Origin of the sequence: Lysobacter koreensis, from assembly GCF_042677045.1 — a bacterium.
Taxonomy (GTDB): Bacteria; Pseudomonadota; Gammaproteobacteria; order Xanthomonadales; family Xanthomonadaceae; genus Lysobacter_K; species Lysobacter_K koreensis.
This window is the reverse complement of sequence record NZ_JBHTIH010000002.1, coordinates 252,466-264,900: the sequence shown is the minus strand read 5'-3', so window position 1 is coordinate 264,900 and position 12,435 is coordinate 252,466. Positions and strand designations below refer to the sequence as shown.

Genomic DNA, 12,435 nt, shown 5'->3' with positions numbered 1-12,435 from the left:
GAGCTCCCCATGCGCAAGCCGCTGTCCGCCTTTCTGCCCACCGCGCTGGTTTGCGCCGTCGCGTTGGCCACCCTGCTGCCCGCCGCGCCCGCGCAGGCCGGCCTGTTCGAGAAGAAGCCGGAAGACGCGGCGCTGGAAGCCGAGCGCGCCGGCATGCAGTCGGTGTCGATCTGGGTCGACGTGAGCTGGGGCTTCCGCAACCAGGGCGCGGCCAATGCGCTCAACCGCGCACACCAGTCGTTCGCCGCGCGCGGCTACCGGGTGCTGACGGTCGAGCCGTACATCGAGAACGGCGACCTGCAGGGCTTCTTTGTGACGTACCAGAGGCCGTGATGTAGCTCCCTCTCCCGTCGGGAGAGGGTTGGGGTGAGGGTTCGGCGAAGCGCCGCTCTGCAGAGCTAGCGCGCGAACGCGTTACCTTCGGTGCCAGGTTGGAGCATCGCTGCTCCGCCGTACCCTCATCCGCCCCGGCTTCAATCGAGGCCAGGGGCACCTTCTCCCGGCGGGAGAAGGAAAAAACATCAAGTCCGCGGCAACGTCACGCCCGTCTGCCCCTGGTACTTCCCGCCGCGGTCCTTGTACGAGGTCTCGCAGACTTCGTCGGACTGGAAGAACAGCATCTGCGCCACGCCCTCATTGGCGTAGATGCGCGCCGGCAGCGGCGTGGTGTTGCTGAACTCCAGGGTGACGTGGCCTTCCCATTCCGGCTCCAGCGGCGTCACGTTGACGATGATCCCGCAGCGCGCGTAGGTGCTCTTGCCCAGGCACACCACCAGCGTGTCGCGCGGGATGCGGAAGTACTCGACCGTGCGCGCCAGCGCGAACGAGTTCGGCGGGATGATGCACACGTCGTTGTCGACGTCGACGAAGCTGCCCGGATCGAAGTGCTTGGGGTCGACGATCGTCGAGTTGATGTTGGTGAAAATCTTGAACTCGCGCGAGCAGCGCACGTCGTAGCCGTAGCTCGAGGTGCCGTAGCTGACGATGCGCTGGCCGTCGGCCGCATGCTTGACCTGGCCCGGCTCGAACGGCTCGATCATGCCGTGCTCCTGCGCCATGGTGCGGATCCAGCGGTCGGATTTGATGCTCATGTGGCGGGGTCGTCCCAGCAAACGGAAGCGGCGATTCTAGCCGCTCGTCCGACACCCGGGCACCGGCCGGGCGCGCCCAACCGCAAAAGAGAAGGCCCGGCAATGCCGGGCCTTCCGTACTGCAACCGCTGCGTGGCTCAGAAGCCGCTGGCGTTGAGGCGACCGCCGGTCACGACCTTGTTCTGCAGCGACGGGGTCGGCACGGCGGAGTTCAAGATCGCCGCCTTGATGTCGGCCGCCGTGGCTCCCGGGTGCGATGACGCGTACAGCGCCGCGGCGCCGGTCACGTGCGGGGTCGCCATCGAGGTGCCGTTGTAACTGGCGTAACCCGAAATCAGGCTGCCCTTCGAGCTCTTCGGCACCGTCGACCAGATGCCCGAACCGGGTGCACCGATGTCCACGGTGACCTTGCCCCACTGCGAGAAGCTCGACAGGCCGCCGGCGCTGGTGGTCGAGGCCACCGCGATGACGTTGGCCTGCGGGTAGTTCGACGGATAGCTCGCGGTCACGTCGTTGTCGTAGGCGCTGTTGCCCGCTGCGGCGATGAACAGGATGCCGGCGGTGTTGGCGCGACCGATCGCGTCGGACAGGCCTTGCGAGAAGCCACCGCCGCCCCACGAGTTGTTGGTCGCGACGATGTTCACGCCGTGGCGGGTCTTGAGGTCGTTGAAGTAGTCGACCGCGGCGATCGCGTTGGCGGTGGTGCCGCCGCGGCGGCCGAGGAACTTGCCGCTGATCAGCTTGACGCCGCTCCAGCACACGCCGGCCACGCCCTTGCCGTTGCCGCCGACGCCGGCGATCGTGCCCGAGACGTGGGTGCCGTGGTCGTCGTTGGCGCCGCCGGAGTTGATGTTGTTGCTGCCGCCGTCGAAGTCCCAGCCGCGCACGTCGTCGACGTAGCCGTTGCCGTCGTTGTCGACGCCATCGGCCGGGTCGTACGGGTTGGTCCAGATGTTGGCCGCCAGGTCTTCGTGGCCGAAGTAGATCCCCTCGTCGATCACGCCGACGACGACGTTGCTGCAATCGGTGTGGCCACCGGCCCATGCCTCGGCTGCCTGCGAACCGTACTGGTTGGCCGGGCTGCTGGCGTCGCCGTACATGCCCCACAGCGAACCGTTGGTGTAATAGGTGTCGTTGGACGTGGCCTGGTGCTGGTAGGTCCAGTTCGGCTCGGCGTACTCGACGATCGACTGCTGGCTCAGCGCGCTGATCGTGGCGGCCAGGTCGCGGCCGGCCGGCAGGCGCAGCAGCGCCAGTTCACCGCGCTGGGCGTTGCCGCGGCGCACCGTGTCGAGTTTTTCCGCGCCCAATCCATGGCGTACTGCGGTCTGCTGCGCGGCGCTGGAGCCGTCGCGGTACTTCACCAGAAGCTCGCCACCGACGTGCGCGCGACCGGCCTTGAGGCCCGCGAGCACGAGGTCGGGACGGCCACCGGCGAACGCGGCGGACGACAGACCCAGGGTGGCGATGACGGCGCCGGCGAGCGCCGCGGTACGGATGGGGTGCTTCATCAGGAATTGCCCTCAACGAGAACATGGAAACGCGGCCGGTCGGCCGCGCCCATCGAATCTAGTTGTCGCAATCAGGTGATTGCATGCTGCGACGCAGCAGGTCGATTAAGGCGTTATTGGCCCAAGAGCGACACAGCCAGCGGTCTTGCGACCTGCGGACGGCAGGAAAGTGCGACCGCAAGCCGACGGGCGGTCAAGCGGTACGCATCGGCGGCGGCGGCTTTCGGCAGTGCCGTCACAATCGGAACACCGGCATCGCCCTGTTCACGAATCCCGACCTCCAGCGGCAGGCTGCCCAGCAGCGCGATCCCGTACTGCGACGCCATGCGCTCGCCGCCGCCCTCGCCGAACACGTGCTCGGCGTGGCCGCAGTTCGAGCACACGTGCACCGCCATGTTCTCGATCAGCCCCAGCACCGGCACCTCGACCTTCTCGAACATCTTCAGCGCCTTGCGCGCGTCCAGCGTGGCCACGTCCTGCGGCGTGGTGACGATCACCGCGCCGGCGACCGGGATCTTCTGCGCCAGCGTCAGCTGGATGTCGCCGGTGCCCGGCGGCAGGTCGACGATCAGGTAATCCAGATCGTCCCAACGCGTGTCGTTGAGCAGCTGCGTGAGCGCCGAGGTCGCCATCGGCCCGCGCCAGATCATCGGCGTGTCCTGCTCGACCAGCAGCCCGATCGACATCGCCTGGATGCCGTGCGCGCGCATCGGCTCGATCGACTTGCCGTCGGGACTGTCGGGGCGGCCGGTCAGGCCCAGCATCATCGGCACGCTCGGACCGTAGATGTCCGCATCCAGCACGCCCACGCGCGCGCCGTCGGCGGCCAGCGCCAACGCCAAGTTGACCGCGGTGGTTGACTTGCCCACCCCGCCCTTGCCCGAGCCGATCGCGATCAGGTTGCGCACGTTCGGCAGCGGCGTGACCTTGGGCTGGACCGCGTGGGTGGTGATGCGATGGCCCAGTTCCAGCCGAGCCAAGGTCAGCTGGTGCCGCGCGAGCACCGCGGCGATCGCGGCGCGGACCTCGTCGTGCATGCCGGCCACCGGGAAGCCGGCGGTGATCTCCACCGCGGCCTGCGCGTCGGCGACTGCGACCCGGATGCGGGCGGCGGAGTCGGCGAAGGTGTGCGCGGTGGCGGGGATCGCCAATGCGGCGATTTCGTCTCGGATCAACTCGTTGCGGTTCAACTCGGTCACGGCGGGCCTTGGAGTGGCGTGGGGGACGACGCGCGCATTGTCGCAGGCGTGGCAAGCGCCACGCCGACGCACATTGCCGCCGCCTGCCGCTCGCCGGCGGCGTCGAGCTCGCTGAACCGCGCACCGGCGCGACTTCCATACGCCGGAGGATGCGGTATATAAAGGCCGCAACCGCGCCGCTGAGTTCGGCCGGACCACGCCAAACCCTGGGAGGGGAACATGCGCAACAAACTGCTCGTCCTGCTGCTCGCACTGCCGCTGCTGGCCATTTCCACGGCGGCGTTCGCGCAGTCTTCGCCGGTGGGCACCTGGACCACGATCGACGACAAGACCAAGAAGCCCAAGTCCGTGGTCGAGATCTACGAGACCAGCAACGGCACGCTCGCCGGCCGCGTCAACGAGATCCTGCAGTCCGACCGCGGCCCGAACCCGGTCTGCGACAAGTGCTCGGGCGAACGCAAGAACAAGCCGGTCAAGGGCATGGTGATCCTGTGGGGCCTGAAGAAGAAAGGCAGCGGCTGGGAAGGCGGGCAGATCCTCGACCCGGCGACCGGCAAGGTCTACTCGGCCAAGGTCAGCCCCACGGCCGGCGGCAAGAAGCTCGACGTGCGCGGCTTCATGGGCTTCTCGCTGCTCGGCCGCACCCAGACCTGGGTTCGCCAGTAAGCACCGCGTTCTTCGCTGGAAGTGAAAAGGCCCGGTTCGCCGGGCCTTTTCTTTTGCCGCGGGTCGCCGCCCTTGCCGGACGCGCGCCACTCCGGCCCGTCCGCCACCGCATGCGATAATCGCCGGCCCTTCGCACCGTCGCTGCCATGTCCCGCGAGCTCGTCGTCACCTGCGCCCTGCCCTACGCCAACGGCCCGCTGCACCTGGGCCACCTGGTCGGCTACATCCAGGGCGACATCTTCGCGCGCGCGCAACGCCTGGCCGGGCACACCGCGCACTTCGTCTGCGCCGACGACACCCACGGCACGCCGATCATGCTGGCCGCGGAGAAAGCCGGCACCACGCCGGAAGCCTTCATCGCCGGCATCCAGGCCGAGCACGAGCGCGACTTCGCCAACTTCGGCGTCGCTTTCGACCACTTCGACTCGACCAACTCGCCGCGCAACCGCGCGATGACCGAGGCGATCTACGCCAAGCTCGACAACACCGGCCACATCAAGCGGCGCTCGGTCGCGCAGCTGTTCGACCCGGTCAAGGGCATGTTCCTGCCCGACCGCTACGTCAAGGGCACCTGCCCGAACTGCGGCACCGCCGACCAGTACGGCGACAACTGCGAGAACTGCGGCGCCACCTACGCGCCGACCGAGCTCAAGGAACCGCGCTCGGTGCTTAGCGGCGCGGCGCCGGAGCTGCGCGACTCGGAGCACTTCTTCTTCGAGGTCGGCGGCTTCCAGGACTTCCTGCGCGAGTGGCTGGCCGGCGACGTCGCCACGCCCGGCGTCAAGGCCAAGCTGATGGAGTGGCTGGACGCCGAGGGCGGCCTGCGCGCGTGGGACATCTCGCGCGACGCGCCCTACTTCGGCTTCGAGATCCCCGGCCACCCGGGCAAGTACCTGTACGTGTGGCTGGACGCGCCGATCGGCTACCTGAGCAGCTTTCAGGCGCTGTGCGAACGCGAAGGCCTGGATTTCTTCAGCTACCTCACTCGCGACAGCAAAGCCGAGCTGCACCATTTCATCGGCAAGGACATCGTCAACTTCCACGGCCTGTTCTGGCCGGCGGTGCTGCACGGCGCCGGCTTCCGCGCGCCGACCCGGCTGCACGTCAACGGGTATCTCACTGTCGACGGCGCCAAGATGTCGAAGTCGCGCGGCACCTTCGTCATGGCGCGCAGCTACCTCGACGCCGGCCTCGACCCCGAGGCGCTGCGCTACTACTTCGCGACCAAGACCTCCGGCGGCGTCGACGACCTCGACCTCAACCTGGCCGACTTCGTCGCGCGCGTGAACTCGGATCTGGTCGGCAAGTTCGTCAACCTCGCCAGCCGCTGCGCCGGCTTCATCGACAAGCGCTTCGGCGGACAGCTCGCCGACGCCCTGCCCGACCCCGCGATGTACGCGCGCTTCGTCGCTCAGCTCGCGCCGATCGCGCAGGCCTACGCGCGCAACGAGGCCGCGACCGCACTGCGCCTGACGATGGCGCTGGCCGACGAGGCCAACCGCTATATCGACGACACCAAGCCGTGGGTGCTGGCCAAGCAGGAAGGCGCCGACGCGCAGCTGCACGGCGTCTGCACCCAGGGCCTGAACCTGTTCCGGGTGCTGGCCGCCGCGCTCAAGCCGGTGCTGCCGCGCGTGGCCGCGCAGGCCGAGGCGTTCCTGGCCGCGCCGGTCGCGCACTGGGACGACCTGGCCGCGCCGCTGCTCGCGCACCGCATCGCCGCCTACACGCCGCTGTTCACCCGTATCGACCCCAAGCACATCGAAGCCATGACCGAAGCCAGCAAGGAATCTCTCAAGCCGACCGACGCCGCACCGGCGCCCGTCCCCCAAGGGGACTTGCTTCGCGGCGTAGGAGCGGCTTCAGCCGCGACCACGGACGTTGCGAACGCCGGCAAAAAGCTCGCGGCTGAAGCCGCTCCTACCAAAGCCGCGCCTGCAGCCAGCGGCGCCGCGACGATCGGCATCGACGACTTCGCCAAACTCGACCTGCGCGTGGGCAAGGTGCTGGCCTGCGAGTTCGTCGAAGGCTCCGACAAGCTGCTGCGCTTCGAGCTGGACGCCGGCGACCTGGGCACCCGGCAGATCTTCTCCGGCATCCGCGGCTCGTACGGCGAGCCGGACAAGCTGGTCGGCCGCTCCGTGGTGTTCATCGCCAACCTGGCCCCGCGCAAGATGCGCTTCGGCATCAGCGAGGGGATGATCCTGTCGGCCGGCTTCGACGGCGACGGCCTGCACCTGCTCGACGCCGACCCCGGCGCGCAGCCGGGCATGCCGGTCCGCTGACGTGGGGCGGGTTGCCACCTGCCATCCGCGCATCCGTGGGAGCGCCAAGCGTAGGGCGGGTTTTAACCCGCCATCCCGCCAATCCGGATCGCGAGGAACCACGGCAACGAATCTTCCCCGCGCGGCTCGGCATGCATGTATGGCGATGGCGGGTTAAAACCCGCCCTACATGACCCCTGATTCCGTCGACCTCGTCGAGCGCCTCGACCGCCTGCTGCCGCAGACGCAATGCGGCCAATGCGGCTACGCCGGCTGCCGGCCGTATGCCGAGGCAATGGCCGCCGGCGAGGCCGGCGTCGCCCACTGCCCGCCCGGCGGCGATGCGGGCGCGCGTGCGCTGGCGAAGCTGCTCGGCGTGCCGCCCATACCCTTCGACCGCAGCCGCGGCGAGCACAAGCCGGCGCAGGTCGCGCTGGTGGTCGAGGCCGACTGCATCGGCTGCACCAAGTGCATCCAGGCCTGCCCGGTCGACGCGATCATCGGCGGCTCCAAGCACATGCACGTCGTGATCGAACCGCTGTGCACCGGCTGCGAGCTGTGCGTCCCCGCCTGCCCGGTCGACTGCATCGTGCTGGTGCCACCGGCGGCCGCCGCCGGCTCGACCGCGACACGCTGAACACCATGCCGGCTGGTGCGCGATACCCGGAGTGTCGCCAGCGACTCTCCGAGTGCCGTGCGCGACTCTTTTAGTGTCGCCCGTGACTCTTTGAGAGTGGCGCGCGATACCCAGCAGTGTCGCGCGTGACTCTCAGAGTGTGGCGCGCGACTCTTTGAGAGTGGCGCGTGATACCCCGCAGTGTCGCGCGTGACTCTCCGGGAGTGGCGCTTGATGCCCGGAGTGTCGCGCGTGACTCTTTGAGAGTCGCGCGTGACTCTCGGAGAGTGGCGCGCGATACCCAGAGTGTCGTGCACGACACCTGGAGAGTCGCGCGCCAGCCCGGGAACGTCGCGCCAGTCCGCAGGAAGCCCAGCCGTGAAGCGGACCCGGCGGAACGAACTCAGGGAGCCAGGTCGCCTGCTGGGCCGCCCGTGGCGTCCAGGGCTGTCCCACGACTGACCGCGAGGCCAAGCAGGATCCAACCCGAACACAAGACTGCGTTGCCGAGCGCGCCGCCCCATAGCGGACCGAACGCCGCGCTCAGCATCGGAACCGCGAAGAAGCCGATCACGAGCAACCACGCCGCGCGGCGGTGCGGACGGCAGACCCGGATCGTGGACACCGCGAGCGCGATCCACCCCAGCGCGAACAGCCCAATGGGAATGAGCGCACCCAGGTCATAGAAGTGCAGGCCTTCCTGCTCGTCCAGCACCCGCAGCGCGTCCGGTGCACGCAATGCGAGGTCGTGCAGGATGAAGATATCCACCCATTCCCAGGCCAACAACAACGCCGAACCGACAAAGGCCATCGCGAACGCGACCGCGCCGAAACGCCCCGCGCGATTGGCCTGCAGCAGATACAGGCCCACGGAGCCGAACAGCAGCAATGCCGCTGCGAGCGCGGAAAGACTCTGGCGCCAAAGGAACGCAGAGCTCGCCGCAGTCTCGACAAAGGGACGATCAGCGCCAGCGACCAAGGGGGTCAGGGCGATGCTGATCAACAGCGTAAGCGCCCCCGCCAACATCAGGGCCAGGCCAGTCCACCGAAAAAACGATTGAGGCAGCATCCGACTTGTTCCTTGGGTGATGTTCAAGATGCGGCGAGCCGCGAAACGGCTTCGACTCGAATGAACTGTCAGCTGTGGCCTGACACATTGATGATCGTGGCCTGCATGACCGCGATGGTCTCGCGGCGCGCGCCCTGCTCGCCGATCACCTCGCCCTGGCACACCGTCAGGGTCTTGCCCGCCTTGGTCACCTTGCCGACCGCCACGAACCGGTCCGCAACCGCGGGCCGGACGAAGTTGATCTTGAACTCGACGGTAAGAACGTCCAGCCCGGCCGGCGCGACCGTCAAGGCGGCGTAACCGCAAGCGCTATCGAGCACGCTGGTGAGGACGCCGGCATGAATGTAGCCGTGCTGCTGGGACAGTTCCGGCCGCGGCAACAGCGCAATCCGCACCTCGCCTTGGGCGACCAGGATGAGCTGGGCACCCAAAGTGGCCATCAGCCCTTGAGCGGAAAAGCTGGCGGAGATGCGCTCTTGCAGGTCAGACATCGAGTTTCTCCAAACAACGTCTAGCGCCTGAACTAGACCGAGCCGCGAAGCGGCTTCGACTTGAACTGACTGCTAAGAAGCGGCAGTTGACGCATCAGGAAATTCGAAGTCTACGAACTTCGTTCCTGGGTACCGCGCCCTGGCCGCAAGCAGGAACTTGTTCTTCATCTCAACAATGGACTCGTTGGTTCTGTCTACATGGTGGATCACATCATCGGTCAGGCGCTTCAGCTTGTTATAGAGCGGCTGTCCAAGAGCCTGCTTCAGATCCTTGCTTTCGTAACTTCCACCGTCGAGAAATCCAGCAGAACTGAGTTTTGGATCGACCTCAGTAAGCAAGATCTCGGATCGTGCGTTGATCGCACGAAGCGTTTCGGTAAAGCGGCGCTCTTCAACCGAAAGCTCAAAAAGCAACTGCTGCTCCTTCGGAGAGTCCAAAAAATCCAGCGACTTGAAGTCGAATCGAAGCGCATCTAGCTCGTGGGGTAAGGTTGCGCGGATAGCAAGGTGGCGACCGGGATGTTCGCGACGAGGATCAATTTGATCCTCCTGATATAGCTTCAGCGTGTTTGCCTGCTGCATCATTGTCATCAACGCTCTATTCGCAGCTGTAATGTTTGCGCGACGAACGTCTCGAGTCCGCTCAACAGATTGCAGCTTGAAGGCGGCCCATGCCCCGCCGAATGACGCGATAAGCGTTGCAATTGGGTTTAGCCAGTCGATCATCCGCGCAATTCCATACTGTCCCCTAACGCCTGAATTGAACCGGCACGCCAAGCGCGTTCGGCTTGATAGCTAGGCCGCTTTCCAGCCTCAAAACGGCGGCTTGGCTCGCTCCAGCTCAAAGCCATTACCCCCGTATCTCGGACAATGCCCCCCGCTCTGCAAAGCTCAGATTTCGAGCAAGTTCGATGATCTCTCTCGTACTGCCTAAGCCCTGAACTAAGCCGAGCCGCGAAGCGACTTCGGCTTGAATGAACTGTCAGGCCTCACGCCGCGCAAAGCACGGGCCAGCCATTTTCGGCACGCCAGATCTGCTCGCCAAGCCTAAGAATAAAGGTTGGATTGGGACAAGCTGGCATGAACCCCTCCAGCGTGAGGTAGCTGAACTGCCAGCTGTAGTTAGCTAGTTCTGGGTAACGACCAAGTGCAAGTGCAGCAGTGCCCGGGTCTGGCAGCGTGTGCTCCCTTGCGCGAGTTCGAAGGTTTTTAGCAAACCCTGAGTAGACGTGCTTAGTGTTCCAAAAGGTTGACAGTGCTTGGCAGTGTCGACGCGAACGCGCAGCTAGGTCGTAGTTTCTTACAGGCGTGACGTGTCCTGATCGCCTCTTCGGATACTCCTGCTGCCAAAGTTCTTGGCGAGCAAGCAGCTCGATCGGTGCATTCGTGCTGATGTAGTACCAACCAGCCTTGTTTGGGACATCCGCCGTGTCAATCCACGAGGAATCATCCGGCTGCATTGATGCCGAGTTATGAGCGGTCTTGAGGAAGTCGCGGAGATACTGCATATGAGGCCTAACTATTGGTTGGCCGCCGGCGCGACGGCTTTCTCGGCCTTTAGACCGGTGCACGCCGAACACACGCGCTCGACCTTGTAACCACCCGCGCGCATCCGGTCGACCAGCCCGTCGGGGCCGAGCAGGTGCATCGCGCCGACCACCACCAGGGTGTCGTCGGTCTTCGAGCCGTCCAGCAGCGCGCGGATCTGCGGCATCCAGGCGTCGTTGCGGACGACGTTGAGCAGGCGGTAGGTCTCCGGGGTCTTGGCGAGCATCTCGCCGCGAGTCATCTCGTCGAGCTTGGCCAGGTCGCCGTCGCGCCAGGCCTGGTGCAGCTCGCTGAGCAGGCCGGGCATCTTCTGCGGTTCGTCGACGAACTCCTGCAGGGACACGATCTGCTCGGCCATCGGCGTGCTGTCGAGCGTGCGCAGCTGCACGTCGATCGTTTCCAGCCCGGAGGTCGGCTTGCCGGCGGTCGCGGCCTGTCGCATCAGGTGCTGGTCGAGGCCGTTCTCGGCGCGGAAGCCCATCGCCTGCGACACGCCCATCACCAGTGACAGGTTTACGAACCACGGCTCGTACGCATCGAGCTGCGCGATCGAACCGCCGCGCTGGGCCAGCATCGCGCTGAACTTGTCGCGCAGGTCCGGCGGCAACACGGTGCTGAGCGTGCGCGCGTCACCGTAGCCGGCCGCGAGCAGCGCCTTCTGCCCCACCGCCGGGTCGCTGATTTCCGCCGGCGGCACTTCGAACACCAGCTTGTCGGCGGCGGCGAACGCGTTGTCGATGTCCTTCGACACCGGGTAGTCGTCGGGCTTGAGCAGGTGGAACGAGCCGAGCAGGTAGACCGCGTTGTCGGCGTCGGACAGCTTCCACAGCAGCGGCAGCGGCGGCGCCTTGGCGGCGCTCGCCGCGGGCATCGCGGTGGTCGGGGTGGCGGTGCTGGTCGCGGGGTTCGGAGCCACGCTTCCGGCGTCTTGCGCCGGGGCGATCAGCGGGGCGGCGGCGAGCAGCGCCACGGCAAGTACGGACAGGCCCAGCAAGGTGGCGTTGCGCATGCGGTTCGGTCTCAGGGCTTGGACTGGAGATAGTTCTTTTCGCCGGCGGCGATCGCCAGGTCGAGGCGGTTTTCGGGAGGCGGCAACGGGCACGTCGCGAACGGGGTGAACGCGCACGGCGGGTTGTAGGACTGGTTGAAATCGAGCGCGACCCGGCCCTGCGCATCGGGCTTGGGCGCGTCGAGGAAACGGCCGGCGCCGTAGCTGCCGTGGCCGCTGGTGCGGTCGGCGAACACCAGGAACAGGCCGCCGTCGCCCTGGTCCAGCGCCTCCAGCCGGTAGGGCTTGCCGTCGCGCTCGAACTCGACCACGCCGGGGTTGGGCGTCTCGTCGGTGGTGCCGATGATGTTGGCGATCGGGATGGTCTTGCCGGCCGGGTGCGCGACGAACTTGCCGCTGAGCTTCCAGTCGGCGCCGCCGGGCCAGTAGTCGATGCCCTTGAAGCCGGTGCGGGTGGGCGCGTCGGCGTGCTTGACGCGCAGCGCATAGCGATCGCCGCGCTTGATCACGGTGGCCACGCCCTTGCCGTCGTCGAAGCCGAGCTTGCTCGGGCCGGCGGCATCGTCGTCGGCGCGCAGCGCGGTACTGCCCTTGAACGACGCGCCGTCGAGCGTGACCGCGACGCCGCGCTCGGGCACGAAGCGCAGCTTGGCGTTCTTGCGGTCGAGCATGCCCAGGTGCGCGGGACCCATCGCCAGGCGGATGCCGTTGTCGGCGTCGCTGCCCAGGTAGTGCGCGCCCGGATCAATCCAGTGCAGGCCGACCAGGCTGGTCCAGCCGTCGGGCTGGGTCAGCTCGGCGTGGCGCTCGTCGCGCCAGGGTTTCTGTGCGGCAACGAATGCCGCCTGGGCTTGGCGCGCGCTTGCGGCGGCGGCGGCCTTGGCGGCCTCGTCCTCGCCGCAGGCCGCCAGCGCGAGCAGTGCTGCCGCGCAGGCCACCATCGTCGAAACGTGTTTCTGGGTGTGGCGCAT

General features: G+C 66.9%; 13 protein-coding genes. 4 read left to right on the top strand and 9 right to left on the bottom strand.

The window, feature by feature from the left end; genetic code table 11:
- Window positions 1-9: 9 nt before the first annotated feature.
- Window positions 10-333: a hypothetical protein gene (locus ACFQZQ_RS01400; RefSeq protein ID WP_386810901.1), complete on the top strand. Its 324-nt coding sequence runs from the start codon at window positions 10-12 to the stop codon at window positions 331-333.
- A gap of 188 nt (window positions 334-521) precedes the next feature.
- Here ACFQZQ_RS01400 and dcd read toward each other — a convergent pair whose 3' ends face one another.
- From dcd to apbC, 3 genes are all read right to left on the bottom strand, one after another.
- On the bottom strand, window positions 522-1,091 hold the full coding sequence (gene dcd / locus ACFQZQ_RS01395) for a dCTP deaminase (RefSeq protein ID WP_386810900.1): 570 nt from the start codon (window positions 1,089-1,091) through the stop codon (window positions 522-524).
- A gap of 137 nt (window positions 1,092-1,228) precedes the next feature.
- Window positions 1,229-2,602 carry a S8 family serine peptidase gene (locus ACFQZQ_RS01390; RefSeq protein ID WP_386810899.1) on the bottom strand — a complete coding sequence of 458 codons (1,374 nt, stop codon included), beginning with the start codon at window positions 2,600-2,602 and terminating at the stop codon, window positions 1,229-1,231.
- A 113-nt stretch (window positions 2,603-2,715) separates the two neighbouring features.
- Entirely contained in the window at window positions 2,716-3,777 is a 1,062-nt protein-coding gene (gene apbC / locus ACFQZQ_RS01385) for an iron-sulfur cluster carrier protein ApbC (RefSeq protein WP_449284327.1), read from the bottom strand.
- 243 nt (window positions 3,778-4,020) lie between these two features.
- On the opposite strand from apbC, the gene ACFQZQ_RS01380 reads away from it, so the two are divergent.
- From ACFQZQ_RS01380 to rnfB, 3 genes are all read left to right on the top strand, one after another.
- Entirely contained in the window at window positions 4,021-4,467 is a 447-nt protein-coding gene (locus ACFQZQ_RS01380) for a DUF2147 domain-containing protein (protein WP_386810898.1), read from the top strand.
- Window positions 4,468-4,613: 146 nt separating this feature from the next.
- Window positions 4,614-6,752, top strand: coding sequence for a methionine--tRNA ligase (gene metG / locus ACFQZQ_RS01375; protein WP_386810897.1), 2,139 nt, complete (start codon window positions 4,614-4,616; stop codon window positions 6,750-6,752).
- 169 nt (window positions 6,753-6,921) lie between these two features.
- Window positions 6,922-7,368: an Rnf electron transport complex subunit RnfB gene (rnfB, locus tag ACFQZQ_RS01370; protein ID WP_386810896.1), complete on the top strand. Its 447-nt coding sequence runs from the start codon at window positions 6,922-6,924 to the stop codon at window positions 7,366-7,368.
- 382 nt (window positions 7,369-7,750) lie between these two features.
- Here the strand turns inward: rnfB and ACFQZQ_RS01365 are convergent, their stop codons facing one another.
- The 6 genes from ACFQZQ_RS01365 to ACFQZQ_RS01340 all read right to left on the bottom strand — a co-directional run bounded on the left by ACFQZQ_RS01365 (window position 7,751) and on the right by ACFQZQ_RS01340 (window position 12,435).
- Entirely contained in the window at window positions 7,751-8,443 is a 693-nt protein-coding gene (locus ACFQZQ_RS01365) for a hypothetical protein (RefSeq protein WP_386810895.1), read from the bottom strand.
- Window positions 8,444-8,484: 41 nt separating this feature from the next.
- Complete coding sequence (locus tag ACFQZQ_RS01360) at window positions 8,485-8,907, bottom strand: PaaI family thioesterase (RefSeq protein ID WP_386810894.1); 423 nt, start codon at window positions 8,905-8,907, stop codon at window positions 8,485-8,487.
- 72 nt (window positions 8,908-8,979) lie between these two features.
- Window positions 8,980-9,633, bottom strand: a complete 654-nt coding sequence (locus ACFQZQ_RS01355; protein WP_386810893.1) for a hypothetical protein — start codon at window positions 9,631-9,633, stop codon at window positions 8,980-8,982.
- A 263-nt stretch (window positions 9,634-9,896) separates the two neighbouring features.
- Window positions 9,897-10,415 carry a hypothetical protein gene (locus ACFQZQ_RS01350; protein WP_386810892.1) on the bottom strand — a complete coding sequence of 173 codons (519 nt, stop codon included), beginning with the start codon at window positions 10,413-10,415 and terminating at the stop codon, window positions 9,897-9,899.
- A gap of 11 nt (window positions 10,416-10,426) precedes the next feature.
- Window positions 10,427-11,464 (bottom strand): TraB/GumN family protein, encoded by a 1,038-nt coding sequence (locus tag ACFQZQ_RS01345; RefSeq protein ID WP_386810891.1) that lies wholly within the window; start codon window positions 11,462-11,464, stop codon window positions 10,427-10,429.
- 11 nt (window positions 11,465-11,475) lie between these two features.
- On the bottom strand, window positions 11,476-12,435 hold the full coding sequence (locus ACFQZQ_RS01340) for a DUF1684 domain-containing protein (RefSeq protein ID WP_386810890.1): 960 nt from the start codon (window positions 12,433-12,435) through the stop codon (window positions 11,476-11,478).

Excerpts from the sequence above, each read along its gene's own strand:
- ACFQZQ_RS01355 (WP_386810893.1), bottom strand. The coding sequence starts at position 9,633 with ATGATCGACTGGCTAAACCCAATTGCAACGCTTATCGCGTCATTCGGC.
- dcd (WP_386810900.1), bottom strand. The coding sequence starts at position 1,091 with ATGAGCATCAAATCCGACCGCTGGATCCGCACCATGGCGCAGGAGCAC.
- ACFQZQ_RS01360 (WP_386810894.1), bottom strand. The coding sequence starts at position 8,907 with ATGTCTGACCTGCAAGAGCGCATCTCCGCCAGCTTTTCCGCTCAAGGG.
- ACFQZQ_RS01340 (WP_386810890.1), bottom strand. The coding sequence starts at position 12,435 with ATGCGCCACACCCAGAAACACGTTTCGACGATGGTGGCCTGCGCGGCA.
- ACFQZQ_RS01380 (WP_386810898.1), top strand. The coding sequence starts at position 4,021 with ATGCGCAACAAACTGCTCGTCCTGCTGCTCGCACTGCCGCTGCTGGCC.
- ACFQZQ_RS01350 (WP_386810892.1), bottom strand. The coding sequence starts at position 10,415 with ATGCAGTATCTCCGCGACTTCCTCAAGACCGCTCATAACTCGGCATCA.
- ACFQZQ_RS01390 (WP_386810899.1), bottom strand. The coding sequence starts at position 2,602 with ATGAAGCACCCCATCCGTACCGCGGCGCTCGCCGGCGCCGTCATCGCC.
- ACFQZQ_RS01345 (WP_386810891.1), bottom strand. The coding sequence starts at position 11,464 with ATGCGCAACGCCACCTTGCTGGGCCTGTCCGTACTTGCCGTGGCGCTG.
- metG (WP_386810897.1), top strand. The coding sequence starts at position 4,614 with ATGTCCCGCGAGCTCGTCGTCACCTGCGCCCTGCCCTACGCCAACGGC.
- ACFQZQ_RS01400 (WP_386810901.1), top strand. The coding sequence starts at position 10 with ATGCGCAAGCCGCTGTCCGCCTTTCTGCCCACCGCGCTGGTTTGCGCC.
- rnfB (WP_386810896.1), top strand. The coding sequence starts at position 6,922 with ATGACCCCTGATTCCGTCGACCTCGTCGAGCGCCTCGACCGCCTGCTG.